General features: G+C 45.4%; 35 protein-coding genes and 1 tRNA gene. 21 read left to right on the top strand and 15 right to left on the bottom strand.

What is annotated here, in order from left to right; genetic code table 11:
* Window positions 1–701 precede the first annotated feature (701 nt).
* Complete coding sequence (locus Q0117_RS00655; RefSeq protein ID WP_297921159.1) at window positions 702–1,415, top strand: DUF4230 domain-containing protein; 714 nt, start codon at window positions 702–704, stop codon at window positions 1,413–1,415.
* Window positions 1,416–1,886, top strand: a complete 471-nt coding sequence (locus Q0117_RS00650) for a hypothetical protein (protein ID WP_297921156.1) — start codon at window positions 1,416–1,418, stop codon at window positions 1,884–1,886. It abuts the gene before it with no gap.
* A gap of 165 nt (window positions 1,887–2,051) precedes the next feature.
* On the opposite strand, the gene Q0117_RS00645 is transcribed toward Q0117_RS00650, so the two are convergent.
* Window positions 2,052–2,552 carry a hypothetical protein gene (locus tag Q0117_RS00645; RefSeq protein ID WP_297921153.1) on the bottom strand — a complete coding sequence of 167 codons (501 nt, stop codon included), beginning with the start codon at window positions 2,550–2,552 and terminating at the stop codon, window positions 2,052–2,054.
* A gap of 179 nt (window positions 2,553–2,731) precedes the next feature.
* Here Q0117_RS00645 and Q0117_RS00640 point away from each other — a divergent pair, with 179 nt between their 5' ends.
* From Q0117_RS00640 to Q0117_RS00625, 4 genes are all read left to right on the top strand, one after another.
* The gene (locus tag Q0117_RS00640) at window positions 2,732–2,929 is read left to right on the top strand and encodes a hypothetical protein (RefSeq protein WP_297921151.1); all 198 of its coding nucleotides are present in this window, start codon (window positions 2,732–2,734) and stop codon (window positions 2,927–2,929) included.
* Between the two features lie 246 nt (window positions 2,930–3,175).
* The gene (locus Q0117_RS00635) at window positions 3,176–4,399 is read left to right on the top strand and encodes an ankyrin repeat domain-containing protein (RefSeq protein ID WP_297921149.1); all 1,224 of its coding nucleotides are present in this window, start codon (window positions 3,176–3,178) and stop codon (window positions 4,397–4,399) included.
* A 316-nt stretch (window positions 4,400–4,715) separates the two neighbouring features.
* A tRNA-Glu gene (locus Q0117_RS00630) sits at window positions 4,716–4,790 on the top strand.
* Between the two features lie 156 nt (window positions 4,791–4,946).
* Entirely contained in the window at window positions 4,947–6,116 is a 1,170-nt protein-coding gene (locus Q0117_RS00625) for an integrase arm-type DNA-binding domain-containing protein (RefSeq protein ID WP_297921146.1), read from the top strand.
* 48 nt (window positions 6,117–6,164) lie between these two features.
* On the opposite strand, the gene Q0117_RS00620 is transcribed toward Q0117_RS00625, so the two are convergent.
* From Q0117_RS00620 to Q0117_RS00565, 12 genes are all read right to left on the bottom strand, one after another.
* Window positions 6,165–6,551: a hypothetical protein gene (locus tag Q0117_RS00620; protein WP_297921142.1), complete on the bottom strand. Its 387-nt coding sequence runs from the start codon at window positions 6,549–6,551 to the stop codon at window positions 6,165–6,167.
* Entirely contained in the window at window positions 6,548–7,411 is an 864-nt protein-coding gene (locus Q0117_RS00615) for a hypothetical protein (RefSeq protein WP_297921139.1), read from the bottom strand. Before Q0117_RS00615 ends, Q0117_RS00620 begins: the two co-directional genes overlap by 4 nt.
* A gap of 145 nt (window positions 7,412–7,556) precedes the next feature.
* Window positions 7,557–8,306, bottom strand: a complete 750-nt coding sequence (locus tag Q0117_RS00610; protein WP_297921136.1) for a helix-turn-helix transcriptional regulator — start codon at window positions 8,304–8,306, stop codon at window positions 7,557–7,559.
* Window positions 8,307–8,930: 624 nt separating this feature from the next.
* Complete coding sequence (locus Q0117_RS00605) at window positions 8,931–9,218, bottom strand: hypothetical protein (protein ID WP_297921133.1); 288 nt, start codon at window positions 9,216–9,218, stop codon at window positions 8,931–8,933.
* On the bottom strand, window positions 9,215–9,571 hold the full coding sequence (locus Q0117_RS00600) for a hypothetical protein (protein ID WP_297921130.1): 357 nt from the start codon (window positions 9,569–9,571) through the stop codon (window positions 9,215–9,217). Before Q0117_RS00600 ends, Q0117_RS00605 begins: the two co-directional genes overlap by 4 nt.
* The gene (locus Q0117_RS00595) at window positions 9,568–9,732 is read right to left on the bottom strand and encodes a hypothetical protein (RefSeq protein WP_297921128.1); all 165 of its coding nucleotides are present in this window, start codon (window positions 9,730–9,732) and stop codon (window positions 9,568–9,570) included. The genes Q0117_RS00600 and Q0117_RS00595 overlap by 4 nt, the downstream gene beginning before the upstream one ends.
* On the bottom strand, window positions 9,729–10,136 hold the full coding sequence (locus tag Q0117_RS00590; RefSeq protein ID WP_297921125.1) for a DUF4406 domain-containing protein: 408 nt from the start codon (window positions 10,134–10,136) through the stop codon (window positions 9,729–9,731). Before Q0117_RS00590 ends, Q0117_RS00595 begins: the two co-directional genes overlap by 4 nt.
* A gap of 162 nt (window positions 10,137–10,298) precedes the next feature.
* Window positions 10,299–10,877, bottom strand: coding sequence for a hypothetical protein (locus Q0117_RS00585; protein WP_297921122.1), 579 nt, complete (start codon window positions 10,875–10,877; stop codon window positions 10,299–10,301).
* A gap of 399 nt (window positions 10,878–11,276) precedes the next feature.
* Entirely contained in the window at window positions 11,277–14,204 is a 2,928-nt protein-coding gene (locus tag Q0117_RS00580; RefSeq protein ID WP_297921119.1) for a phage/plasmid primase, P4 family, read from the bottom strand.
* A gap of 1 nt (window position 14,205) precedes the next feature.
* Window positions 14,206–14,589 carry a hypothetical protein gene (locus tag Q0117_RS00575; RefSeq protein WP_297921115.1) on the bottom strand — a complete coding sequence of 128 codons (384 nt, stop codon included), beginning with the start codon at window positions 14,587–14,589 and terminating at the stop codon, window positions 14,206–14,208.
* A gap of 120 nt (window positions 14,590–14,709) precedes the next feature.
* Window positions 14,710–15,282: a helix-turn-helix domain-containing protein gene (locus Q0117_RS00570; RefSeq protein WP_297921112.1), complete on the bottom strand. Its 573-nt coding sequence runs from the start codon at window positions 15,280–15,282 to the stop codon at window positions 14,710–14,712.
* Window positions 15,283–15,305: 23 nt separating this feature from the next.
* Window positions 15,306–15,551 (bottom strand): hypothetical protein, encoded by a 246-nt coding sequence (locus tag Q0117_RS00565; protein ID WP_297921109.1) that lies wholly within the window; start codon window positions 15,549–15,551, stop codon window positions 15,306–15,308.
* Between the two features lie 151 nt (window positions 15,552–15,702).
* Here Q0117_RS00565 and Q0117_RS00560 point away from each other — a divergent pair, with 151 nt between their 5' ends.
* From Q0117_RS00560 to Q0117_RS00525, 8 genes are all read left to right on the top strand, one after another.
* Entirely contained in the window at window positions 15,703–16,407 is a 705-nt protein-coding gene (locus tag Q0117_RS00560; protein WP_297921106.1) for a hypothetical protein, read from the top strand.
* A 15-nt stretch (window positions 16,408–16,422) separates the two neighbouring features.
* The gene (locus Q0117_RS00555) at window positions 16,423–16,908 is read left to right on the top strand and encodes a hypothetical protein (RefSeq protein ID WP_297921104.1); all 486 of its coding nucleotides are present in this window, start codon (window positions 16,423–16,425) and stop codon (window positions 16,906–16,908) included.
* Window positions 16,905–17,201, top strand: a complete 297-nt coding sequence (locus Q0117_RS00550) for a hypothetical protein (RefSeq protein WP_297921101.1) — start codon at window positions 16,905–16,907, stop codon at window positions 17,199–17,201. The genes Q0117_RS00555 and Q0117_RS00550 overlap by 4 nt, the downstream gene beginning before the upstream one ends.
* 22 nt (window positions 17,202–17,223) lie before the next feature.
* Entirely contained in the window at window positions 17,224–17,466 is a 243-nt protein-coding gene (locus Q0117_RS00545) for a hypothetical protein (protein ID WP_297921098.1), read from the top strand.
* Between the two features lie 97 nt (window positions 17,467–17,563).
* A complete protein-coding gene (locus Q0117_RS00540) occupies window positions 17,564–17,767 on the top strand; it encodes a hypothetical protein (RefSeq protein WP_297921095.1) in 204 nt (67 codons plus the stop codon).
* Between the two features lie 115 nt (window positions 17,768–17,882).
* Window positions 17,883–18,188: a hypothetical protein gene (locus Q0117_RS00535; RefSeq protein WP_297921091.1), complete on the top strand. Its 306-nt coding sequence runs from the start codon at window positions 17,883–17,885 to the stop codon at window positions 18,186–18,188.
* Between the two features lie 115 nt (window positions 18,189–18,303).
* Window positions 18,304–18,594 carry a BrnT family toxin gene (locus Q0117_RS00530; RefSeq protein WP_297921088.1) on the top strand — a complete coding sequence of 97 codons (291 nt, stop codon included), beginning with the start codon at window positions 18,304–18,306 and terminating at the stop codon, window positions 18,592–18,594.
* Window positions 18,591–18,794 carry a BrnA antitoxin family protein gene (locus tag Q0117_RS00525; protein WP_297921084.1) on the top strand — a complete coding sequence of 68 codons (204 nt, stop codon included), beginning with the start codon at window positions 18,591–18,593 and terminating at the stop codon, window positions 18,792–18,794. Before Q0117_RS00530 ends, Q0117_RS00525 begins: the two co-directional genes overlap by 4 nt.
* A gap of 82 nt (window positions 18,795–18,876) precedes the next feature.
* Here the strand turns inward: Q0117_RS00525 and Q0117_RS00520 are convergent, their stop codons facing one another.
* Complete coding sequence (locus tag Q0117_RS00520; RefSeq protein WP_297921081.1) at window positions 18,877–19,155, bottom strand: XRE family transcriptional regulator; 279 nt, start codon at window positions 19,153–19,155, stop codon at window positions 18,877–18,879.
* A 36-nt stretch (window positions 19,156–19,191) separates the two neighbouring features.
* On the bottom strand, window positions 19,192–19,527 hold the full coding sequence (locus Q0117_RS00515) for a type II toxin-antitoxin system RelE/ParE family toxin (protein ID WP_297921078.1): 336 nt from the start codon (window positions 19,525–19,527) through the stop codon (window positions 19,192–19,194).
* Between the two features lie 129 nt (window positions 19,528–19,656).
* Here Q0117_RS00515 and Q0117_RS00510 point away from each other — a divergent pair, with 129 nt between their 5' ends.
* From Q0117_RS00510 to Q0117_RS00480, 7 genes are all read left to right on the top strand, one after another.
* Window positions 19,657–21,354: a hypothetical protein gene (locus Q0117_RS00510; RefSeq protein ID WP_297921075.1), complete on the top strand. Its 1,698-nt coding sequence runs from the start codon at window positions 19,657–19,659 to the stop codon at window positions 21,352–21,354.
* Between the two features lie 72 nt (window positions 21,355–21,426).
* Window positions 21,427–21,726 carry a hypothetical protein gene (locus Q0117_RS00505; RefSeq protein WP_297921073.1) on the top strand — a complete coding sequence of 100 codons (300 nt, stop codon included), beginning with the start codon at window positions 21,427–21,429 and terminating at the stop codon, window positions 21,724–21,726.
* 2 nt (window positions 21,727–21,728) lie between these two features.
* Window positions 21,729–22,286 (top strand): hypothetical protein, encoded by a 558-nt coding sequence (locus Q0117_RS00500; RefSeq protein WP_297921070.1) that lies wholly within the window; start codon window positions 21,729–21,731, stop codon window positions 22,284–22,286.
* 11 nt (window positions 22,287–22,297) lie between these two features.
* The gene (locus tag Q0117_RS00495) at window positions 22,298–23,227 is read left to right on the top strand and encodes a DUF5309 family protein (RefSeq protein ID WP_297921068.1); all 930 of its coding nucleotides are present in this window, start codon (window positions 22,298–22,300) and stop codon (window positions 23,225–23,227) included.
* 39 nt (window positions 23,228–23,266) lie between these two features.
* On the top strand, window positions 23,267–23,902 hold the full coding sequence (locus Q0117_RS00490) for a hypothetical protein (RefSeq protein WP_297921065.1): 636 nt from the start codon (window positions 23,267–23,269) through the stop codon (window positions 23,900–23,902).
* On the top strand, window positions 23,902–25,311 hold the full coding sequence (locus Q0117_RS00485; protein WP_297921062.1) for a hypothetical protein: 1,410 nt from the start codon (window positions 23,902–23,904) through the stop codon (window positions 25,309–25,311). The genes Q0117_RS00490 and Q0117_RS00485 overlap by 1 nt, the downstream gene beginning before the upstream one ends.
* A 1-nt stretch (window position 25,312) precedes the next feature.
* The gene (locus tag Q0117_RS00480) at window positions 25,313–25,846 is read left to right on the top strand and encodes a hypothetical protein (protein ID WP_297921060.1); all 534 of its coding nucleotides are present in this window, start codon (window positions 25,313–25,315) and stop codon (window positions 25,844–25,846) included.
* Window positions 25,847–25,856 lie beyond the last annotated feature (10 nt).

The following is a 25,856-nucleotide window of genomic DNA, read 5'->3' as shown; positions in this document are numbered from 1 at the left end:
CCCAAACCCCACCCATCCCCCCGACGACGCTAGCGGTGCAGGCTACGCCTGAGTTTAATTTTAATGAAACAAATAAGTATAAAATCTGCGTGCCGTAATTTAAAACGTAAAATTTAGCGCGAGCGTAGCTCGCCCTTCTAGCGTCGTGCGGGTGGGGGTTGGTAAGGGGGCGGGCGTGCCTCGCAACTCTGAGCGTCGCCCTCTTACGAGTATCGCGCATAATGCACCCGAGAGCTAAGTTATATCCATGAAATTTTATAGAAACTTACAAAATAAAATTTATCACCAAATTCACAGCCCGTGAAATTTATGCCGTAATTTCTATTTCTCTCAGGGCGGGAAGGGGGCTTGAATTGCGAGGTCACATTTCTCGCGGGCGCCGCCTCCGCAGCACCGCATTGCTCTGCTTGCCCCCAAACCCCACCCATCCCCAGACGACGCTAGCGGTGCAGGCTACGCCTGAGTTTAATTCTAATGAAAACCAACAAGCGTAAAATTCCGAGTGTTGTAATTCAAGCCGTACAAAATTAACGTTAGCCACAAGGTTTACCCCTAGTACGCTCGCGCTAATTTTTATGTCGCGGCTTCGCCGCACGCTTTGATTTTAAAATTTCTTGCCGCAAAAATCGTAAAATTTCAATTGCACTACAAATCGGCGCTGTATTTTGCTAAAATACCGATAAAATTTTAAAGGATGAAATTTGGAAAATTTTGCTTTTCTTCTAAATTTAGTGATATTTTGCATCTTGGTTTTTATGTTTTTTAAGATGCGCAAAAGCGGCGAGCAAGCGAGCAAGCCGCAGATCGCCACCGACATCACGCGGCTTAAAAGCATCGGCGAGCTGAGCGTTTTTAAAATTTACTCCAAAGAGATCGTCACGCGCAAGCAAAACGTAGGCAGCGGGCTGCTGGGCTCGCTCGTCTCGCCGCTGATGACGAAAAAGCAGATCGCCATCATCTTCGAGTTTGAGATCGAGTTCGTTTACGACCTGCTAAGCCCCGACTTTGCGATACTGCCGCAGGGCGAGGATCGCTACGAGATCAAGATGCCGCCGTGCAAATACAAATACTCGATCAAAGATATGAAAATTTACGACGAGAAAAACGCCAAGCTGCTGCCGTTTTTGCTGCCCGATTCGCTAAACGGGCTATTCGGCGCGAGCTTTGACGAGAGCGATAAAAACCGCCTCATCGACGACGCCAAGGACGAGGTCAAGCAGCTCTCGCTAAAAATCATCAACGATCTGGGCGGTAAGATCCACAAATCCGCGACCGACACGCTGGAGGCGATCGCCAAGAGCTTCGGCGCAAAGGAGGTCGGATTTATCTTCCAGGACAAGGCGCTTCAGACGATCGATATAAGCTCCAGCGAGATTGCAATCGATAAGTCGCTAAAATCGCAGATCGAGAAGTAGATGGAGCTTTTCAAAGCGCTTTTTAAAATTTACTTCGCCCGCATGCTCGCGTTTATGGATGCTTGCGCGAGGGCTTGGCAGCGGTTTTATGAGCCGATTAGGCTGCGCAAAGAGAAAAAGCGCCTGCGTGCAAAGGGTTATTTTACCGAGGATGCGACGTGGGCGGAGTTTTTCGCAGATTTTAAATTTTGCAAATGTTTCATCATTAAAAAAATCCTCTATCCGAACTTCTACGCGATCAAAAACTCCTCCAAATGGGATGCAGGCTCAAAGCGGGCGAGTTTTTCTGTAGGCTCGTTTGCATACGACGAGATCGCGTGGGTGTGGGTGCCGCGAGCCTTTGACGGCGGGCGGAAAAACGATCTGGAAAAGCTAAAAAATCTACTGCAAAAGATCCCCGCGTTGCGATACGAGCAGAGCGATACGGGGATTAAAATTTTCGGCTACGAGTGCGGAGAAGGGGCCTTATAATCGTATGACGCGGAATTTATTAAATTTTGTCGAGGATCGCGCCGATGCAGCCAAAACTTGCACTGCGCAGACGGACAGCGGGCGGGTTTAGCGACCGTGTCTTTGCCAAAACAGCGCAAGCAGCTTGAAATTTCATATTTGCAAACGCCCCGGCACGGTCTAAATTTAAACTCCACGCGAGTATAAACGCGAGCATATTTTATCTCTGCGCCTGGCTCCATAGATCCTTTGCTTTGACGGGGTTTTCATATTAAGCCACGCAAGAAGCAGCACTACGGACCCCAATGGATTTAAGATTAAATTTAGCAGTTCCATGCAATTTATGACGCCCATCGTTATAGCGGCGGGAGCCGGTATTTTAAACATCATGCCGTAGATGACGTCTGCGCCGATGTCTGCGATTAGCAGCACGGCGTATACGGCAAAAAGTTTGCATCCGGTAGCGGCGTACAATTTAAAATTTATAATTATCCAAGAGAGCGTAACTGCAAATATCAAATACGGCACATATATTTGCAGCCTACTGCAATCACATCTTCTGAGTATATAAATGGCTGAAAAATATAATAGCGCCGCAAGCGCGATGCTATAGGCGTATTTGAAGATTATAAAGACCTGCGGGCCCGTGATATTTTGGATGTTTTTAAGCGCGTGGTAAAGGAACATGAAAGCAAAATCCACACTAAGATTTGAGAATCCAAGTACGCGATCTCGCCTTTTATAGAATACGCTATGCTCGCGACCAGTAGGCAGAGCGCGCCGAGCGTGCCTTGCAGCTTCGCTCTTTGAAAATCTTCGTTCATTTTATACCTTTAAATTTTAATGTGCGGCTCACGGCTTGCGCCGTGCAACTAAACGGCGGGCGATGCTTTGATTATCGCCACGCAGGCTTTAAATTTAGCTCCGTTACGAACGCTTCATGCTTGGCGCACTGCGAGGGCTATGTCCGGCGCGCCGAGACGATTAGCCTAGCACCGCCGCGATGTTTTATGTCTATCGCCGCTATGGAGACTTTAATCTGGTATCGCCGTTATGATGCTTGAATTTGCCGCCGCCACTCGCGCAATACATTTTTGAAATGGGATTTTATGCAAATTTTGTTTAAAATTGATTTAACTTTTTAAATTTAAAAGCAGCGGAGCAGCTTAAAATTTATAACTATCCAAGTGCCATTACTATAAGCATTAAAAACGCTTATTTTTGATTTTTAAATTTGAGCTGTTTTTAGTAAATTTTGCTTACAAATTTTGTATAATTTTTAAGATTTTATCTCGAAAAGAGGAGCGAGTATGAGATTTATCGTTATATTGTTTTTGGCGGTCGGCAGCTGTTTTGGAGGCAATATAACCGACTTTCAAAGCTTGGAAAAATTTATCAAAGATGGGCAAGCGAAAGGATATTTTCCTAAAAAGATTTTAGTGACGCAAGGATTTGATACCACCGTATTAGAAGACGTGAGTTTAAATTTTAGCAAAACCATATATTGGGACATAAATTCTCGCTGCAACCAAAACGCAGACAAAATCATTATAGCCGAAAGCGATACGAGGCACTCTATAGTTTGCCCCGGAAATAACAACGTCTATATTTTGACGGGCGGCAGAAGCGATGTGGAAGACCCATGGGGAAACGATATCTTCGTAATGGGCGAGAACGATGATAAAATTTCAAAAAGCTGGGGTACAAATATATTTATATTCGGCAAAAGATGGGGGCATGATGAGATAGAAATCGGCGATTCTAGGATAAATCCGGCGTCAAACCCTGAATACAAAAACGAATTTCCTTACGAGTTTAGCCACTTTTTCATCTTTGATAGCGGGGTTAAAAAGGATGATTTAGTTTTTAACTTCAACAAGATAATAAATTTAAAAACAAACGACTCTATAGAACTTACGGATTTAAATGGTATAAATTTGATTTTTAAAGACGAGCCGGGTAAATACTATGGTACAAATTCATTAAAGGAGATTTACGACGAAAGCTCTCCCGTCGCACCCAAAACCGAAGAGAGATTGAGCGCGGATGAGATACAAACGCTGCTTCACAAAACAGCATATTCAGACAACGCCAAAGATGCTAAAAAATACTGCGAAATGGGCGGCGATCCGAATTTTAAAGGTCATGAAAATACCACTCCCATCGAAATGGCGGTAATGTTAGGTAGCGAAAATTCGCTTCGCGCGATGCTAGAGTGCGCAAAAAGACTGACCGATAACGCAATGATGATGAGCGTATTCGGAAGCCAACACGACGATGAGAAGAGTTTTAGGCTCATAAAGCTTTTAGAAAAATACGGCGGAAATTTTAAAGCAAAGGATAGGGATGGCTGCTCCATGGTAAATTATGCGGCAAGTTCTCATAGTCTAGAAATCGTAAAATATCTAGTAGAAAGAGGCGCCGATCCAAAAGCTAGATGTTCTCATAACCAAAGTGTAACTCCATCGGATTGGGCAAGGAAAAACGAGGATAAAAGAGTATATGAGTATCTAAAAAGCCTAGAAGCTAAATAAAAGCTATGCTAAATTTGGCTTCTTTATCGTTTGCTTTGAATCAGCGCGATTAAATTATTAGCGTTTTTGATGCAGATAGCAATGCGCAGCAAGTTTTTATGATATCGATTTGGCTTATGGCTGCAACGACGGAACTTATTTATGTGCCATCTAGAATGGGCGGCATATCGGACTCTCTAGAGCACCAAGATTTACGGCTATGCCAAAAAGCTTTAGGTTTTCGGCGAAAATTTTATTTTGCATTATTTTTGCCAAAAATATATAATTTAATCAAAAATTTATATACACTTCGCTATTATCACATTTTTAATTTCGCGGCCCACTCGTCTAGTGGTTAGGACGCTGGCCTCTCACGCCGGTAACAGGAGTTCAAATCTCCTGTGGGTCACCATTGCTTCTTTTTATATCGATTTACATCAATGTATAACCATTTACAGATTACCGATGGCAAGGCGTTTTAGGGCTATTTTCAATTTATATTAATTTATATCGATTTATAATTATTTTCGCAAAAAATGTATAACTTTCTGTATAACAGGGGTATAAAATGGCTAAAATTTTAACTGCGACGCAGGTAAAGAAATTAAAATTTGAGGGCAAGGGTAAACTCAAGGCGTATTCTATCGATAGCACGTGTGCGCTGTATCTAGTCTGTTTCGCAAACGGCAGCAGATATTACAAGCTACGCACAAAAAGAGGCTACACGACATTAGGAAGTTTTGAGGATATGAGCCTTGCCGAAGCTAGAGAAAAAGCAATGAGCCTGCGGAAATCTGGCGCGAGCGACGAGCTGCAAAAGCAGAAGCTAAAAGATGCTTTCTATGCGTGGCTGGATATTAAAATTCCGCCCGAGGATAGCGAGAAAATAAGGCAATCCCGCCGTAAAATGATAAATCGCGTAAATAAACATCTGCTGCAACCTCTAGGTAATATGCCGATAGATGAGATCGGCACGAAAGAGGTGATCGCGGCCACTAAGGGCGTAAATTTTGCAAGTGCTAAAAAGATAATACCGATCCTGCGCGACGTGCTTAAATTTGCTCGCGCCCAAAACGCGGCGGGCGACATATCGTTTATCTACGAGATTGTCAGTGATATGGGCGAAATTTATCCAAAGAAGAAAGTAGAGCACAGAAAGGCGATAACGGATCCAAGGCGTCTAAAAGAGATTGTAGAAATCGTAAAAAACGCTCATATAGATCAGACGATTAAAAATTTATTCTTTTTCAACCTGATTATGGCACAACGTCCGCATCAGATCAGAGAGCTTTGTTGGGAGAGGGTAGATGGGGATTTTGTGTATTTTAGAGAGACCGACAATAAAACGGGAGTAAATGCGCGCTTGCCGCTTCCGAGACAAGCAAAGCAAATTTTAGAGCGCCAAAAAGAGATAAGCGCGGAGGGGATAGTTTTCAAATCGAGCACCTATTCTAAGCGTAGCGGCTGGGCTATTTCAGACGGCACGCTATTAAAAACGCTAAAGCGCTTGGGTATAGCCGATCTGCACGCGCACGGCTTTCGCTCGATGTTTGCTACCTTTGCTATTCGGGCAACCGACGGCGAGCGGGCGATGTTTGAAAAACGTATCATCGACGAAGTGCTGCTGCATACGCCTGGTAATGAAGTGGATAAAGCGTATTTTAGGGACTTCAACTCGCGCGAGCATTTACGAGTATTGCAATGGTGGGCAGATTATTTGGACGACTTAATAGCTTAAGCCGTCCGCGTTTGATCGTATCCTTTTCGCGCCATATGATCTAAGCTCTTACTTCCCATTGGGTATTGAGCCTTTCCCGTTATTCTGCACGCTTCCACCTCCTATCTGAATATTCCCGCCGTTTATGACGACGGACGCAGCGCTTCTTTTAGCTTTATTTTTGCGGCGGGCGCGTTTGCGTCTTTTGTGGGGGCTATCCTTTTTAAAATATCTGCAATAAATTTCAAGTAGACCCAAAGGATTAAAATGCTCTTTCGCATAGCTTGGGTAGAGGGTATCGAGATATAAAAGCTTATCTAGAACTTTATCCATATTGAAATCTTCGCCATAGACCTCTTTAAAAGAGAGCTCCAATTCTTGCAGCTGCGCCTCTTGCTTTTTGCTAAGAAGTTCTCCTTCTTCACTCGGGTAAATCCGTCCACCTATGCTTTTCATCGCTCGTCCTTTAGATAAAGTTTATTGCTTTCGCTTTGCTCTTTTAGCTTTGACAGAGCGGCAGAAAGCTTGTTTTGCAGGCAGGCAAGATCTGATTGCAAAAGCTCGAGCTCATGCCGCATAGCTGCCGGCGCCTGCGCTTGCTCAATGCTTGCTTGCACTACGATGGAGCTCAGGCGCGCGATATATTCTTTTTGGGAAGCTATGGTTTGATTGGCTAACGCTAACTCGCCCGCCATATCCTCTATCTCGCCCCTTAGGCGAAAGACCTCGGACATATGAGAGATCGCCTCGTGTTTTACGTCGGTTAGCTCCTTATTAAGCGCCGATAGCTCGGCGCCGTTTATGCGAGCGGGAAAGCCCGCGCGAGCGGTACGCTTGGCGCGATATGAGGCGAGCGCATTTTTCACTTTTGTGGTCTCGCCTTTATAGTAGGCGAGCTTTCTGCCGTATTTCTTGGCCTCAAGCTCGGCATCCGCTTTCAGATTTGAGATTTCACCCTCGTAAACTAAATTTTGTTTGCGTATAGCGGCATAATCCCGCACCTGCTTCAAAATCGCTTTTTCGAGCTCCTGCTCCGCCCATAGTCTAAAACCCTTATCCTTTTCGCTACGAATAAACATCCCGAGTTTTATTATGCCGCGGAGCGTCCATTTTAGGATTTCTTGTCCGCCGCCTTTAGTGTCAGCTAGCTCGTAGATGAAGTGAATATCCTCGACGATTTCGTCTGCGTGGTTGCGTTTGTGGTCGATAATGGTTTGTTTGCTTACGCCATAACGTTGAGCCACGTATTCAGAAGTGAATGTTTGGAAATTTAGAATTTCAACTTGCGGGCTTAGTTGTGTGAATAAAGAATTCATCTTAAAACCTTTCATTTTTGAAATATTTTAAGCGAATTATATATTATTATTGAAAGTTTGTCAAGGGTTTTTATTCATTTTTGAAAAAATAGCTAAAATAAACTTCCAAAAATGAAAATAAAGGGTAACGAAATTTTCGTTCCCCTTATAGATTTGATACGATTTCGTGGGCTTTTTTGATTGTTTCTAGCTTTGATTTGAGTTCGATATTCTCAAGCAAAGCATTTAGATACAGCTCGGCAAGTCTCGGCAGGTCGCCGCCTTTCCACCTTGCAACCGTGCTTTCGGGAATATCCATCCTCTCCGCCAGCTCTCTTTGCGTGATATTTAGTTCTTTACATACGCGCTTAACTATGTTTTGCTCTTTTCCATAGTCGGCGTCAAAATGCCACTCTAGCACATATAAAAGTTCGCTGTCCTTGTCGGCAAAATATATATATCTATCAGCCCCTTGAGGAGATGACGGCTTTACTAGATACCCCACTATAGATGAGATTTTATTTTTTAACTCCTCTTCTATAAGGTAGTAGTTTGAATACAAAGGATCTGTATCAAGTTTTATTTGCCGTGCGACCCTGCCATATGCCACAGCTTTTTCTTGATTGACAACATCGTATCCTAGAACTATTACGCTATTTTTCAAATACTCTAAAATTTTTTTAGCAAGCATATCCCATATTTGCTTCGGTGGCATTTTGTTTTCTAAATCCCAAAACTCGTCCTTTATAGTGGCTAAGAAATCTAAAATCTCCCTCGTTCGTATATCCTGTTTATTATATTTTTCATTGGCTATATGTATTGCCTCTGAGATAACTCCAACATTAAATGCAGATATGTTTTTTTCCTTAAAAGCTTCTTTTATCATATCTTCCGTTATTTTTATATGTTTACCCATTGTTTATCCTTCAAAATTTACTTCAATTTTACAGAAATCTAAATTTAAAAGCCCTTACGCGCGTTTCGTAAAACAACGCAAAAGCCTTGTCTGCTTATGATCTTTTAACGCTCGCACGGGCTTAGCGGACGCCGCGAGATCATAAGCCCTTATCCTTTTTCATACGCTTATATCCGATATAGTCTTTCGCGACGATCGCTCCTATGCCAAAACCCATTAAAAAATAAACAATCCAAATCATCTTTTCTCCTTAAATTTAGATATAATTCCGTATGGAATTTTTAGATCTTTTAAAAAACATTTTCGGCTCCGAAGCTGCGGCTTTCTGTCTCGGCGCTTGCGGAGGTTATGTGTTCGCGGTAAAATTTATTCTGCCGCAAAAAATCCGCGATATAGAAAATGGCTTGAAGACCGAAACCTTTTCTAGAAACTGCCCGTTGGTATACTCCGCTTATGGAGGGTATAAGAACGAGGTCAAGGTAACTATCCGCGGCGAGAAAGTAATACATTGCGCCTGTCCTTATTTCGACTATACCGAGCGATGCTGTCGTCAAAAACATGAACCTTGTCCGCTTATGATCTTTTAACGCTCTCATTAATACTCCGTCCTGCTTGTCGCAAGGGCTAGCACCCCTCTTTTAGCTTTTTAATATCCTCGTTGAGCCAATCAAGGGGATAGCGGGCTTCGCCGTTGAATATTATGAAGCGCGGCATAAATTTCCACTTCCCTTTGTTTTTTGGCATTCGCATTTTGGCGAGAATATTGCTGTTTTCGGAATAGCCCAGCATAATCGAAGCCTCTTTTTGCGTCAGCAGCCTTTGGTTTTCGGCGGCGACTCCAGCTGTGATGCCGCCGTTTTCAAAACGTCCGAGCACGGACGACGCTTCTTTTGGTTTTTGATATTCTGTCATTTCTTTTCCTCCGCTAAAGCTTCATCTAGCTTTTTATTCAGTAGCTTGATGGCCTTTTCTAAAGTATTGCTACCTTGCAATTTTTCTATCCCTATCTGCCCTGTTTTTGCGCTAGCGGCGATATAAAGGGTGTTTTTGGACGGGTATAGAAAAGCAAAAACCGCGACGACTATCGATATTTTAATAATGCACCTCGCGGTTTTTACCATTCGCGCGCTCGTATCGTCGTCGAATTGAATGCCGCCAAACCACAACATTATGCCTGCTAAAAGGACGCAGAAGCTACCCAACAATAGCGGATACATTTTATCCGACAGATCCGCCAAGTATATTAATAACAAGATTTCATTCATTTTTCGATCCTTTTTAAAATTTTCCTCAACTGCTTTAAATTTAGCTCAAGCAGTCGTCTGTGGATTTGTTCTGCGAGCGCACTTTTTTTGTCGCGCTTTTCTGCAGGTCCGTCTATCTTGCGCAAAAGCTCGCGCTCTTTTTCTCGGTCGGGGCTACTCATTTTTTCTCTCCTTTTAAATTTTGATGAAATTTTTCCCTGCGTAGGGCCTCATAGTTGTGGATTTTATACCCTCTCGCGGTTGCGTATTCGATCTCTAGCCCTATGCCTTTTGAGCCGGCTATCAAAGACAGATCGCAGGTTTTGGCGCTAGGGATAAAAATCTCTCCGCACGTGTCGATCTGCATAAAGCAAATTTTCATAATCTCGTCGTAGCTTCTATCCGCATACTGCACCGAGTTTGCGAGCACGGGCGAAAAGAGTTCTACGGCTAGCCCTTTGCTGTCAAAAAACTCGTCGGCTTCCTCCAGCGCCCTGATCGCTATACGTCTTGCTTCGCGCCTGCTAGCCACCGCCGTATATGGCGAGCAGATATAAATACGCGGTATGTATGTATGGCTACTCATGGTTTTTCCTTAAGACTAAAGCTGCAATGCCGGCGGTCGCCGTAAGGACGCCGCCTAAAACTACAATGATCCACAATGCAATTTCCATTTCCATATCTCTCTCCTTAAAATAAATTTTGTACCACTATGTATATGGCGATCATCAAGGCCGCAAAGCCTGTGCTAATCGCCGCCTGCTTCAGATGGCTCAATATCGATCGCGTCATCTTCCACCTCCAACGAAATCGCGCTAAATCGCGATAAAATTTCATCCGCGCTTACGGCGTCGCGCGGCATAAGCGCCATACGATCCAGCATCTTATCCTTACGGGTTGTGCTAAGCGTGGCAATAAATTTCATAGTCTCTCTCTCCTCTTTTGAAATAATCTCTCCGTTTCTCTTTTTTTCTAAAATTTCCCGAGCCTCGCTCTCAAAAAATTGATATGAGCTAGCCATAAGCACATCGTTTCGCTCAATATCCACTTTGGTGTTTTCCACGACCGCCTTGAGGCTGGAGTTGCGAAGCATATCTCTTACGGGTTTATCCTCGCTCATAGCCAAGGTGACTTTGTTTTGTAGGGCTTGTGCCCAGCCGAATTTCTTTTTCCATCTGCCTATTGCGCTCATAGAGCTTTTCAGCCCCATATCGTGAAGCTTTTTGGCTAAAGCTCGCTCCGATATAGGAGTAAAGTCGTTCTCTAAGCTCGCGCTTTGGATATAGATGTCAAAGGCTTTTTGCTGTATCTCGTTCATAGCGTCCACTCTCGCGCCCTCTCTTTCGCTTCTGTCCCAGCTGTCCCACTATCGCCGAAAAATGCTGTCCCGCTCAAAATCCCGTATAGTGGACGTTCGCGGTGTTTCCGTCCCTTTAAGATTGCAAATCGTGGGACAAGGGTTAATATCCTAAAAAACGTTGTTTGCTTCTTTAAGCTTTCTTTCTGTCCCATCATTTTCCCTATATAATCGGTAGAAAAAAATTTAAAAATCAAAGGCAAATTAAGTTTAAATTTAGCGATAAAAATATATGAATATATAGCCAAAAATACTGGGACGCTGGGACAACAAGCCGCCAGAGCCGATTTTACCGCAGTTTCGCCGTCCCAGCATCGGATCAAGATAGTGGGACAATAGCGGGACAAAAGCCCGTATCGTGGGACAAGGTTATTCTTCATCATCGCTTCTTGCCCCTCCGATTTGATATTCGCTTAGGGCGCCGATTTCTATAAAACTGCCGTCCACGTTGATTTTGTTAAAGTCCAAATTTTCATTCGCCCGGATTCCGAATACGCAATGAGGCCTATCGCCACTCAGCCCCACCAAAGGATAAGGCATCCGTCTTCTTCCGCGCGTAACCTTGATATTCTTTATCGTGCACTCATCTATAAAATTTGCATAGAAATTTTTCTCTTTCTGCGGGGTGCCGCCCTTGTCCTCGATGTATGTCTTGTAGAGGATATAGAGGTATTTATTCGGCACGAAATAGTTTTCATCGGGGATGACGGCATCTCTTACAAAAGCCCTCATAGGATTGACGTCGTCCCTATATTCCTCAAGCTCGCTTAGCATTCGCTTGGAGCGGGTAAATTTGCCCTGCTTTACGAGCCTCATAAGCCCGGAAAGAGCAAGGTTGAAAATCCCTGCCATCTCGTCGTTAAAGCGGTCGCTAAGCCCTCTAATCTTTTGCCCGTCTTTGATCTCCTTATCGAAGCTGATAAGCACCATCCTGCGAAGCGTTGCGTTATCCACACCCTGCTTAGGCTTGGCGTTTCCCGAAAAAGCGAGTTTGGGCTTTTCATTCGGCAAGAGATTAAAAGGCTTTTCGTTTTTTGGATTTATCATAATACTGTCCTTCGTAGACACAAGAGCCTTTAAATTTGCAAGTTGCCCTTTGTCGGTGCCATTCTTGTCGATCTCGGTTCCAATATTGATGAGCTTATTGCTAAGCCCGTAAAGCTGATGTCCCTCAAACTGCTGAAGCTGGAGGCTTGAGACGTTGTCTTCGCCAAAAAAGTTGCGAATGGTATCTAAGATAACGCTCTTGCCGTTGGCGCCGCTTTTGCCGTATAAAAACAGAAAGCTTTCAAATTCGTGGCTCGGCAGAAAGCAGTATCCGATAAACTCCATCAAGGTCTTGATGTCGTCCTTGTCTGCTAAAATTTGGCGCAGAAATCTATTCCATTTCGGGCAAGCGGCGTTTTTATCGTATGCAAAATCCAAAATATTAAGCGCGCCGTCGCCCTTTTCGTGGCGCGATTTAAAGGTGATATTCCCGTATTTGGAAATAAAGATTGTGCCGTTGGTTAAATTTATAACCCGCCTCTGCTCGTCGCGCTTGAGCGTATCGAGTGGGTGGGCTTTGTTAAGTAAATTTTCAATGATCTTCGTGGAGTTATCCACGCTCTTTTTCTTCACGTCCACGCAAGCCCTCGGCATCCAATACTCTTGTAGGAAGTGATTTAACACGCGCAGATCGACCCTAGCGTAGTGCGTTTTCGTCCAAAAATACAGCTCGCCTTTGTATTGTGCGAAAGGATATCCGAGCTTCTCTACCGAAGCAAGGAAACTCTCCACCATATCCACGATGTGAGTTTGGTGATAATTCGTAAGCACGGTCTTGTTTATCTGAAGTAGTTTGTCAAACGTCGCGCTATACTTATCCCAATCTTTTTGGGCGATCTCGCCTATGAGCGCGCCGTCGAAAAAAGCTCTCTTGATCCTTTCGTAGGTATCGCTATCCGACTTCTTGAGCGCCTTGGCGTTTTTTAGGATAGTATTGATGTAGGGTTCGTCCAATTCGCCCCTGACGGTGAATATATTGACGCAGTTGCCGTTCTTATCGGTTAGCAGAAACTCGTCAAAAATTTCATCGAAATAATGCACGATCTTTCCGCGTCGGAAGGGCGCCAGCTTCTCGCGCAAATTCGGAAAGTAATCACAAATTTCATCGATCACGATATTTGTCGGCTCGAAACAACTAAACGCCAGTAGATCAAACATATTGTCATTTGTGATCTTTGAGGTATGGTTGTAGAGCCAATCGCTGATGTCATATTTTTTATTCAGATCTTTTTCGAGCATATAAAACAGCACGATATGGGTGTTTCGCGCTACGGGCTTGATCTCATAATATCTTTTGATCGCGTTTTCATATCCCGCTTCGTCGTGGTCGAACCAGATATAGACGTCCTTGCCGCGCAGCAGCTCCAGATACTCGTCCCATCTACTCCCCGCGCCGCCCAAAGTTAGGGCGTTTACGTTGAAGCTCATCAAATTCAAGGCATCTTTTTCGCCCTCGCAGACGATGACGCGATCGTCCGGGTTATCTAAAAAATATCTAATCGGAAACGGCGCCGCAGCGGCTCCGCTCTCGCCTATCCATTTGCCGCTCATACGCTCGGAGCTTATAGCGCGAGTCTTGGCATCCCAAGCAAATTTTTCTCGGTATTTGATATTTAGCGGCACGCCTCGCTCGTCGCGAATGATGATCGCTATGCTTTGATGCTCGTTCGAATATCCTATCGCGTCTTTGGAGTAGGTCAGAAAGGTAGGGGCTTCGTAGTTTACGAAAATCCCGCGCAGCCCGTTTTCTATGAGCGTCGGTCTTATGGCTTCAAAATTTGAAACAAGCTCCGGCGCGATGGACGCAATGCGAGCTCGCATCCTTTTTTCGGCGGCGGCCCTCTTGGCGGCGTCCGATTTTGCGCGGGCTTCGTTTTGCTCCTGCAAAAGCTTTGCTCTAGCCTCGATCTGCGCCTTTTGCTCCTCGCTGAGTTCGCCCTTTTTGATATTGTGCGGGATGCCGAAGTATTCGCACACAGCAGCGGCGGCATCAAGCGGAGGGATACTCTCTTTCATCTCCGTAAATCTCACGATATCGCCGCTAGCTCCGCAGGCGAAGCAGTGAAAGAAAGCCCCGCCGCTCTTGCCGTTTGCGACGCCGAGGCTCGGCGTGTCGTGATCGTGATCGTGAAAAGGGCAGAATCCGTTAGCCGTGCGGCCCTTAAACTCTATGCCGTATTTTGAGCTTATATAATCTCTAAACTGCTCTTTGTCTATCGTCTCTCTTATCGTCTGAAATATATTATCCATGCTAATATCCCACTTCCGCGAATAGATTGTTTTGCCTTATAAAAATCCCGAGAAGCTTTGCTACGATACGGGCGAAGTCAGGGTTTTTGAACTTGAAATTTCTGAAATAAAAATAAACCGCATTGATGTTTTTGCCGGTGCGGCGAGATATAAATTTGGCTATCTCTTTTTCGCTATCGGCGCACTCTAAGGCTCTGTAATAAAGCTCTGCGATGTCGTCAAAATGAGGACATTTGTAGTTTTGTCTAACATAGAGATGCCCATCTTGCCTATAAAATCTATCGTCGCGCCCGGTCCTTCGGTCGAAATAGGATAGGTTTTGCAGGGCCTTGCGCGGGGTTTCGTAGGTAGCGCAAGCGGACTCTAGGGACATAAACTCTCTCATAGCCCGCCGCCCTGCTTGTAAAGCGCGTATCCGATAAGCTCTAAAAGGGCAAGGCAAAGCAGGGCTACCGCCCAATCCGCAAAGCCCATTTCAAAAAAAGCCTCTAACATATCCCGCCCCCTATAAAATTTTCATATCCTCAGTAAATTCGATCTCATAGATCGGACCGACGCCGCTTTTGAGCCAATCGATATTGACGTGCAAATTTTCTTTAAGCGAATACGCCCATTCGAGCAAGAAAGGGTATTGTCCATCTTTCGCCCGGTTGTAGAGGTGGCGCGAAGTGTGAAGCAGCTCGCAAAACTCGCCGAGTTTTAGGGAGTTATCAAGCCGCACCGCCTCGGCTCTTTGCGCCGGGGTGCTAAGGGTGCTAAGTAGGACGTAATGTTTTGACACTTTTAGTTCAGGCTCTTTGGGCGCTTTTGTTTTGTTTGAAGGTTTGTTATTACAGCTGCCGCAGCAGCCTTCACACGAATGTGGGATTTCTATCTCTTTGTTCGCAGGAATTAGCGTATCTCGACGTATGCCGAGGATTAGCGCCATCTGCGCGATCCTGCTTTCTGGGATATTCTTCCTAGTCTTCCAGCCGATTAGCGTTCCGTATGGAATTTTTAAAAGGGTGCTAAGCTCTGCATCGGTCTTAACGCCGGCAAAGAAGCGCGCTCTTGTTAAAATTTCACTTACTTCACTCACGATAAACCCTCTTTTCTTATGAATTACCTGCGAACCGGCTCAAAAATTTCGCCGTCGCCCGTGTATATCCAATCCCTGCTGAAGCCATATCTTTCGACAAATCGCATAACCCACTCAAAAGGGATAAGCTTCTCGCCGAAGCGAACCTTTTTATAGATAAATTTGGATGTGTCTAAAAAAAGCATCACGTCTTTTAGGCTCTGATTTGTAAGTCTTCTCATCAGATCCAATCGATCCCCGATAGAGTAGAAATCGATACTCTTGCGCATTTTCAACTCCTTTTACGCAAAGATTTGATATAATTAAGCGATTTTGTCCTGAAAAAAGAAAACCATTTTTCTTAATTTTCTGCATTAATTATATAACAAAAGTTATATAAATGTCAAGTATTTTTATAACTTTTTTATAAAGGAGCATTAAATGACGGTGAGAGAGGAATTGGACGATTTAAAATTTCGTCTAAGGTTAAAAACCGATGAAGAGCTGGCGGTGGCATTAAATACCTCGAAAGGATCAATAGACAGATGGATAAGTAGAAAAACTATCCCGCAAAAATGGCGTAGGATAATAGAGCTACAATTTCCGAAAAACGTAAGTATGAATATAAACGGATCTAGCGGATACTTTATAAATGGCAACAACATAAAAGGCGGGAACTATAACGCTAGGTTTATTATGGATCCTAAAGAAGTGCTAAAGCGCGCACAGAGCGAAGACGTGCAGACGGCAAGGTATCTGATAGAGAGAGATCCGAATAATGAATACGAGGATATAGACGATATAAAAGAGCGCCTTGCTATAAGAACAAACGACGAGTTTACAAAAGTATTTCAAATAGATTTGAGTAAACTTAGAGAGATACAAAAAAGTGGAAAAATTCCGCAAAACATACTTGCTGCAGCACACGAAATCGAAAGAAAGATGCATGATTTATCGCTTAGTTTTGGAGGGCGAGATATGGATAAAGATTTTGCTTTTGTTAAATTTGGAAGCAATATCCATGAATTTCTAGGTCCAAGTATTGATATTGAACTTATCTATATGCTTACTTATGCAAATAGAGAATTTAAAGAAGGGGCCTTGCAGCGATTAAAAAAAATTAAAAGCCTATCGAAATTTGAGTAATAAGAGAGTATAAAAATGAAAAAGATTGCTTTGGTTTTATGCGTGATGCTAAATTTTGTCTTTGCAGAATGCAAGCTATACGAGAGCGCAGATAAAATGACCGATGAAAAATTCCATTGGACAAACTGCGGGAGCGCGCCTTTTAATATAAACGTTTTTCATGCGAAAAAAGAGCTACGTCCACAAAAAACCGATATGTATATCATAATATCCGATAACATAGAAGGATTTCTTGTTGAATACACAAAAGGAAATTTTGGTTATCAAACAATAAGGATAAGGATCGATAAAAATAAATTCTTTGATGTAGATGCCGAGATAATGTCCGGATATTACGGGAAAAACACTAGGGCATCTTTTTTTATAAGCCCAGCTCAACAAAAGCAACTAATAGAGGGCAAAAAAATATTGGTTCGATATATTACTGGACAAAATAAAGTGGATACTGAAAGCATAGATATTTCAACTATAAAAACCCCAAAACAAGAGGATAAAAAATGAAACAGGTTATTCTGGCTTTAAACGGCATCGGCATAGTTATTGCACATCTAATAGGCGCCATAAATACTATAATCGGAATGTATAAAATCTACGATAGCATTATTGCCGCAGTTATAGGTGGTCTTGTTAGCGGTATCCCGTTTATATGGCCTATTCAGCATTTATGGTTTGCGGGGCTTGAATATTATAAACTTGATAAGCTCACGATTCACGGAGAGATCGCTATAAGTGTATGGCTTTTTATTTTCGGTATATCTATTTTGGCTCTATTTATGAAAGAAAAAAATCAATAAAAATTTTTACAAAGGATGGAATATGAAAAAGCTATTTTTGCTTTTTATTTTTTGCATGTTTGCTGCGACCGGTATGGATGCGGCACAGCGGGTGGGCGGCTATACAAAGAGAAATGGCACCCACGTGATGTCGCATCACAGAAGCTACAAAGATAGCAGCAGGTTCAATAACTACTCTACGAAGGGAAACCGCAATCCCTACACCGGAAAAAGGGGAAGCAAAAGCCCCTATAAAACAAAGAGCTATAGAACCAAAAGGGGCTGACGTTTAGCGACAAGAGGAAATTTACAAAAACGACCGAAGGTTAAGGATTTTTTGGTAAAATTACTTTCCATAATAAAATTTCAAGAAAGGATGAAAGATGGGCGAGACATTAAGATATATTGCTTCAGGATTTAGAAATGCTTTTACCACCTTCCCGCTTGAAAGCGATATGATCTATAGGGCGGGCGACCTATCAAGGAGAATATACAAAAAGAGAATAAAAGAGCTAGAGAAAAGATATGGCGAAGAGCAGATCAAAGAGAAAAAATCCAAGAAGCAATCATCCGCAGGCAATAAATAGCCAGCCGATTCAAAACTACATAGATAAGGCAGTTTAGCAAAATTTAAATATAAATGTTATCCCTTCGGAACTCAACCAGATTTTGCAAAAGGATCCCGATTACGCGGAAAGGGCTATGCAATACCTAGAAAATGATCAGAAGCATAGGCATGAAATCGAGGATAGAATTTTAGCCGTCGAAGAGAAGGAGCAGAGCTTAAGAGCGCAGGAGGCGCCGCAGATTGTAAAGTTTAATCTAAGGGGACAAATTTTTGCCACAATTATTATTTTGTCCCTGGTCGGCTCTTTATTTTATAGCATTTACAAAGATTATTATTGGATAGCCGGCGGGAGTATCATCGTGACGATAATCGCTATTTTGCCTCAATGGTTTAATAAAGACAGAAAAAAAGCAGATCCAAACGAAACTGACCGAAAATAATTAAATTTATTTGCATATGAAATTTACAAATAAAAATTCATTTTAAAATTTTGCGCTAGCTAATCCGAAGCGATTACATAAGCTTCCTATAAGTAAAAATCTATATAATATAATTATGAAATATATAAAATTTACCTTCGATAAGCGCAAGGCCGAGATCAATTTAGCCAAACACGGCGTAAGCTTTGGCGAAGCAAAAAGCGTCTTCGCCGACGAGTTTGCGCGCGTGATATTCGACGATGAGCATTCGGAAGACGAGGAGCGATTTATCATTTTAGGTATGAGCGCGCGAGCGAGAATTCTCGTCGTGGCGCATTGCTACCGTGAAAAGGACGAGGTCATCAGAATCATATCGGCGCGCAAGGCCACCGCTCGCGAAACCAAGCAGTACGAGGAGTTACGATGAAAAAAGAGTATGATTTTAGCAAATCGGTTAAAAATCCGTATGTAAAAAAGCTCAAAAAGCAGATCAGCATAAATTTAGACGCCGAGACGATCGAATATTTTAAAGCCCTTGCCGATCAGAGCGGCGCGAAGTATCAAACGCTTATCAATATGTTTTTAAGCGAATGTGCGGCAAAGGGGCTAAAACCGGATTTTTTATAAATTCGCCCTTAAAACGCGCGCCCTCGCTTTGTCCGCATTTCATCGGCGCCGCCGAAGTTTAAATGGCTGCGGCGGCGGATAGTTAAATAATCGAGACGTCGAGCTTCTTACCTAGCGCGCTTACCGCAGAGCTTAAGGTGCTTAGGGTAAGAGAGCCGTTTTTGGGATTTAAAAGCCTAGATACGACGGCTCTGCTGGTATTCATACGCTGCGCGAGCTCGGTCTGTGTAATGTTTTGAGCCTTCATCTCTTCTTCAATCTGATAAGCTATAACGCGCTTTATCGCCACGGCTTTCGTCTGCTCGTAAAGCCCGTCCTCTTTCAAAAAATCATCAAACGAACTTAAATTTTCCAGTTTCATATTCACTCTTCCTTTTTTTTGTTGTTAACCTTACTTTTACCCTAATTCCCTTGCGCGCTTGCTCGCCAAAGCGATATCCTGTTTCGGCGTCTTTTGCGTTTTCTTTATGAAGCCGTGAAGCAGCACCATATACCCGCGCTTCACGATAAAAATCACTCTTGCGATCTTTCCGTCCGAAATATCGCTGCGCACCTCATAAAGTCCATTTCCTAAACTTCTACACACGGGCATCCCGATCGGGTAGCCGAACTCCACCGTCGCAATATCCTCTCCTATGATCCTGCGATCCTCTCTATCCAAACCCAACAACCACTCCCGCACGGGCTCATTGCCGCCCGCATTTTGATAGAAAACCGCCTCAATCTTTTTCATATCCCGCATTGTATCAAAAAAGATACAAAAAAGCAAATCGCAGTATAGAAAAATTAGGACGCGGGGGAATAAGCTATCCAAAAAATAGGGTCAAATCCGGGCAGGATACGCCCTTTTGCGGAGTAGAAAATGCCAAACGACGAAGATTATTCGCTGATCGAGCGCGCTTTTAGGGATCTTGAGGAGCAGGAAGAGAGATTTCTGCGCTGCGAACGAGCATATCGTGCAGTTTATAAAGAAGACAACCGCACGAGCAAGCGCAAGAGCGCGGAGCGAAGCCGCTCAAAGCTTTACGTCCCGCTCGTAAAAACCACCGTAAATATCATCCATAGCATATTCAAAACTAGCTTTATGAGCGACCGCTGCCCGATCGAAGTAAAGAGGGTAGGACTGCGAAGCGATCACGATCTAATCCTGCAAAACGCGCTTACGGCGGTGCTGAAAAACTATTGGAAAAAGAAAGAGCATCGCGTAGGGCTATCCAAAGCCGTGCTTAGCGCGCTTTATCTGCCGCTAGGTATCGTAAATTTATTCTACGACAAGACCGCCGCGCAGATCCGCACGAAATTTATTCCGATCACCGATCTTGCATTTGATCGCCACGCAAGCGACATCAACGACATCGAATACGTAGCTTACAAATACAACCAATCGGCAAGAGAGATCAGAGAGAAGCTGGAGCGAAAATTCTACAAATCCAAAGACCGAAACGTGATCGCACAGACCACGGCAGGCAGCGAGCGCATAGCGATGCGAGATCTGTATGTCAAAAGCCGCGAGCAGGGGCGGATCGTATGGAAGCTCAAAACCTACGCAAACGGCATTCTCGTGCGCGAAGCGACATTCTCCCGCCTGCCGTTTCACTACGGATATTGCATCGAAATCACGCCCAGCATAAACGAGGACGAGCGCGAGGATGAGATAGCGATATACGGCTCGTGTATCCCAGAGATCGTTTGGGAACTGCAAGAGGAATACAACATCAAGCGCAATCAAAAGATCGACATCACAGAAAACCAGATCGATCCTCCCTATGCCGTAGATAAAGACGCGGGTAGCGTAGCGATCAGCGACATTACGGCTCGAAAAAAATTTATCCGCACAAGCCCGGGACCGGGTAGGACGGTTAAGGATGTCATCACCGTAATGAGCGAGCCCGGCACGTATGGGCTGAGCGAAGAGATCGCGATGCTAAAGAACGAATACGAAATCGCGACGGGCGTAAACAGCGTAATGACGGGGCAGACGAGCCCGAGCGATCGCAGGGCTACGAGCGCGCTTCAAGCGGTCAATTCGGCTTCCGGCACAAGGATAGAGAGCATGCTTCAAACCCTGCTCGATACGATGCTGCAAAGCTACGCCGAACATTTCGTCTGGCTCATATACAAATTTACGAGCGACGAGGAATTCGTGCGGATTACGGAAGATCCGCAGATCATCGAAAAGATAGGCGATCGCAGCGCGCCGCTTGATTTCGACGTGAACGTAAATTTCGGTACCACCATAGCAAACGAAGTCAAAATCGGACAGCTCAACTCTTTAATGCAGGTCTTGGCGCAGGCGAATATGGCAACCCCGGCTATCTCAGGGGAGATCATCAAAGAAATTTTAACTCTGATCCTCGGCGAAAACGCGCCTATCGAGGCGATCGACGAGGCTATGGCGCAGATACAAGCGCTCCAGCAAGCCCAACTTCAGGCGGCACAGCAGGCGCAGGACGCAGCCGATGATGAGGGCGGCGCGGCACCGGACGTCCCTGATAGGGACGAACATCCTCCGAGCGACGACGAGCTGGATCGCGCGGCGCTGCTAAACGGCGGGATTTGAGATGAAAATCAAGTTTAAAAAATTTAGGACGCGCAGAAATAGAATCATTAAAAATTTTCAAAGGAGAAAGCTATGAAAAAAAGCGATTTCAAGGTGCTGGGCACGATCACCCATATGGCCACCAACGGGCTGATGGTGTTTTCAAACGGCAAGAGCACGGGGCAGATCTCGGACGGAAAGATCGGCGACGTAGTCGTCAGACACAAGGACGAGACGGGGCTGGAGGTGCAAATTTTTAGCGCCGAGGAGTGGTCCGCCATGGGAGCCGATGAGAAAAAGTCCGGCAAGGATGAGGACGGGAAAAAGGACGACGTGAAAGCGAACGAGGGTCTTTCAAATTTGGGCAGTAAAGCAAGCAAGGAAGGAGAGTAGAGATGGACGTGGATATCTATGACGACGATTTGGACGAGGGCGTAACAGATCCCGCCGCCGCGGCTGTCGCAGACGGCAAGGTGGAACCCGCCAAGGATGTGGGGGTCGAGCCTAAAAAATCCGCCGCGCCTCGCGACGACAAATCCGTAAAGGACGAGCCGAACAAGGGCGCGGAGCCCGGCAAGAAAGAGGGCGCCGCAGGCAAGGTGCTAAGCGACGAGGAGTATCAAAGCTTCCGCGCGATGGAGCAAGAAAGGCAGCTCAAAGAGCTCGAAACAGATTTCAAAAAGGAATACGGGGACTTCAATATGCAAAAAGTCCTCGACAAGATGTTTGAGCTCGATGAAAAGGACAAGGGGTATTTGGAGAAGAATTTCAACCCTACGGGGATTGAAAACGTCTATCTCAAATATTTCAAAGGGGTGCCGCAGGACGACGAATATGACGTAGTCCACGGCAAGGGCGGCAGCGCTATCGACAGAGGAGAGATGGCGCGCCGAATCAACAAGGGCGAGATCAGCCAAGAGGAGAAGCTCGCCTACCTTAGCAAAATTTATTAAAGGAGAAAGAGATGCCAACTATCAGAGATGGGCTAATTACCTCCGAGGAAGCTTTCGGCAAGTCGGGGGTTGAGTTTTGGAATACGATCAAAGAGATCGGATGGAAGAGCACGCCGTTTCTTACGGCGATCGGAATGGGTGCGCCGAGGGATAGGAGTTCCAACGCAGCTCTTGGTCATACTTGGATGTATGACGAGACGCCCGACGGCGATCTGAACAACGCCCACATGGAGGGCGGCGCTCCGGCTGCGCTGAAATACGTGATCGGCGGCAAGCTAAGCAACCACTATCAAATTGTCAAAGACACCTACGGCGTCAGCGGCACCGAGGAGGACGGCAAAAGAGTGGACGGCTCGATGGTGCTCGCTCGTGCGGGCGATCTTGCGGGCATCCGACACAAGCAGACGATCGAGAAGATTTTACTTAGCGATCAGGCGGCGCTTGCTCGCGTCAATACCGGCGCATCAAAGGCCGCGGGAAAGTGCGGTGGCCTGAAAAGCTTTGCCACCGTAACAAACACGATCGATGCGAAAAATGCCACACTAAGCATGCAAACGCTTAGAGACGTGCTCAAAGTAGGACACAAGAAGAGCCGCCCGTATGATTTCATCCTAGTAAATGATAAGCAGCTCGATAAGATCATGGATCTCATCGACAAAATCAAACAGGTAAACAATACGGTGGAATATCTCCATGATAAGGTGCAGGCGATCGACTCTCAATACGGCGAGAGCGTAAAAATCCTGCTAAGCCCCGAGCTTGCGGATACGGAGCTGATCGCATTCAGAAGCGACGACATCTACAAGGTGGACTGGAGAAATACCAGAAGAAGAGAGCTTCCGAGTGAGAACGACGAGATCAAAAGGGAAATTTTGACCGAATTCACGCTTCGAGTCTGCACGCCGGTGGCCTTTGCTTGGGTGAAAAACCTAGCAGCCTAAAGCGCGGGGCAGGAATCCTGCCCCAAACAAGGAGAAGAGATGACCTTTTCAAATTTTAAAGAAAGACTGCAAATCGCGACTCGCCCGGACGTCTTGGCTCCGAGCGACGAGGAGATTAAGACGCTGATGGGCGAAGCGACGCTGGAGATTTGCAAGGCTATCACTCCGCTTGAGATGATCGAGATAGATCATCGCAGCTTCGAGGTGGCGTATCACCTGAGGGGAGACTACTTCGTGCGTAAATTTAAGCTTCCCGCGAATGATAGCGACGAGATTGATTTCAAAGACGATAGTTTGATAAGCGCTCTGCTTTACGGAATCGCCGCGAAACGCGGACGAGACGAGTATTATCAAAAATACAGGAGCTTTTATCAAAGATCGCTCTGCGAATACGAGCTAAATAATTTCGATGAAAACACGCCCGATCTGCCTACCGCGCTTGCGCGGAGCGGATATCTAAAGCCCTACGGTGTCGATTACGCGCTATCTAGCATATATATCTTTGCGCCGGAGTTTCTAGCAAAGCTTGATTTCTGGCTTGCAGACGTCGCCCGTGCGCGCAATCTTTCGTGGCGAAACTTCATTTATGATTTTATTAAATTTCAAAATAAACAGCTCGATCGAGCCGATCTGGCGGCGCTGGATAAGATAATGAAAGAGAAGGTAAAACCGTAATGGCGGATAAAGAATTTACGCAAATTTGCAAAGAAGTCCTCGCCGCCGCGGAAAAAATAACGCCGCTTGCCGAGCAGGCGGGGAAGCTCGTAGAGCAGATAGAGCAGCAGAAGTCGGAGCTGCAAGCCGCCGTAGCTTCCGCGAACGAAGCGATGAGAAAGGCTCTGCAAGGCGCAAACGAGCAGGCAGCGCAGACCCTTTCGGCGGCACAGGCCCAAGCTGAGCAGACCGCAAAGCTTGCCAAAGAGGCGACCGAGCAAAACGCCGAGAGCGCAAAGAGCGCGCAACAAAAAGCGGCGGGGATCCTCGCATCCATAGAAAAACTTCAGGAGCAGATCAAGGCTACCGCGGACAAGGTAGAAAACGCGGGCGCGCTTCTTACGGAGCTAAGCTCTTTGAAAGAGCAGATTAAAACCCTGCTTCAAAACGGAATCATCAACGACGAGGCACAAAGCGCCACTCAAACTTATAGCTCGAATTTGATCGAGGGGAAGCTAGAGACCAAAGCGAGCGTGGGGTATGGCTACTCAAAGATTGAGGCGAATGCGAAATTTGACAACCTCGCACAAGGTATAAATACCGCGATAAGCGCCGCAGCAGCAGCTCAAAGCAGCGCAGCCGGTAAGCTCGGCAAAGACGATCAGGCGGCGGACAGCAAAAAACTGGGCGGAACGGAAGCCGAGAAATTTCTGCGCGCCGACGTAAAAAGCGTTGCGGCTCTGGGCGTCGGCATCGGTGCGGATGGATCGGATATCGCGCCGAGCGGAAACGATCTGCGGGTTTTCAGCGCCAAAAAAGGGGGCAAGGTTATCCTGTGCGGCACCGGAAGCGACGCCGTCGCGCGTGATATAAAACTCAATCCAAGCAATGCCGTAATCGAGCTTGGCAATTTCAAATTTCAAGGAAGCCTCGGCGGAGCGAGCGCTGTTTTTGATCAGACGGCGCTAGTGCCGTTTTTTAAGGCGGATAATCTCTGGCGCGCCGTAAGCTTCGCAAAGCTTGCAAGCGCGGTCTATGACGCAAATGAAACCGAGATCGCTAAGGAGCTCGGCAAAAAGCTCGGTAAAGACGAAGCCGCGTCCGATAGCGCGAAACTAATCGGCGTGGAAGGGGCGAACTTTCACCGCAAAGACGGCGCCAACGGAGCGAAAATAACCACGATAACGAGCCTTGAGGTAGATTTGAGGCAGAGCGACAACTTCGTCCTAAATTTAAGCTCGCCCGGCAAGCTGACTTTGAAAAACGGCACGGTCGGACAGAGCGGCGCGCTGATAGTGCGAAACGCTACGAATATCACGAGCTACGATGCGGCACTCGGCTTTCGAGTAGTGCCTACGGGGCTCAAAGCTACCGAGGTATTTGCATACTTCGTAGTGAGCGAAAACGAAATCAAAATAGGAAGAGTATGAGATGAAAATTTTATTTTTTATAGCGATGCTGGCGGCGATAGCAGCCGTAGTGATATGGATGAGGGAAAAGCGCAAAAACAAAATATCGGCAAGACCGAGCGAATCACAGAAAAAGGACGATGATATGACTCATATACTTATGCCGGCTGGCGGCGATGGAGATTTTAGAGGACTCGTGTATCAAAATAGCGGGTCAATTACGGCATATGAATCTGGAACAGCCATTGCCCTAAGTAATCTGAACGACGGCTTCAACGGAACGCTTGAGCTACGCGCAATTTTGATAGATTTTGCAGAAGCCGAAGGGGGCGTAGGAACCGCAGCGGCGCTTAAAATAGATATCAACGTAAAAGGCGGGAGTGGCTACGGGCAAAGTGAAAGCCTACGGGTTTATGGCCATTTTCACTCCGGGGAGTATGAGGAAGTTTCCGTTAATGTTTCGGCTTTTATAGAAAACAAAACTCTAACGCTTCAAACCGACAATCCAGACATCGTTTTGGGCTACAGAAATATCACTATCACGGCGAAAGACTAGGCGGCGTAAA

This window comes from uncultured Campylobacter sp., from assembly GCF_937997535.1.
In the GTDB taxonomy this organism is placed as follows: domain Bacteria; phylum Campylobacterota; class Campylobacteria; order Campylobacterales; family Campylobacteraceae; genus Campylobacter_B.
Note: the sequence above shows the minus strand (reverse complement) of the source record. Positions and strands in the feature narration are given on the sequence as shown.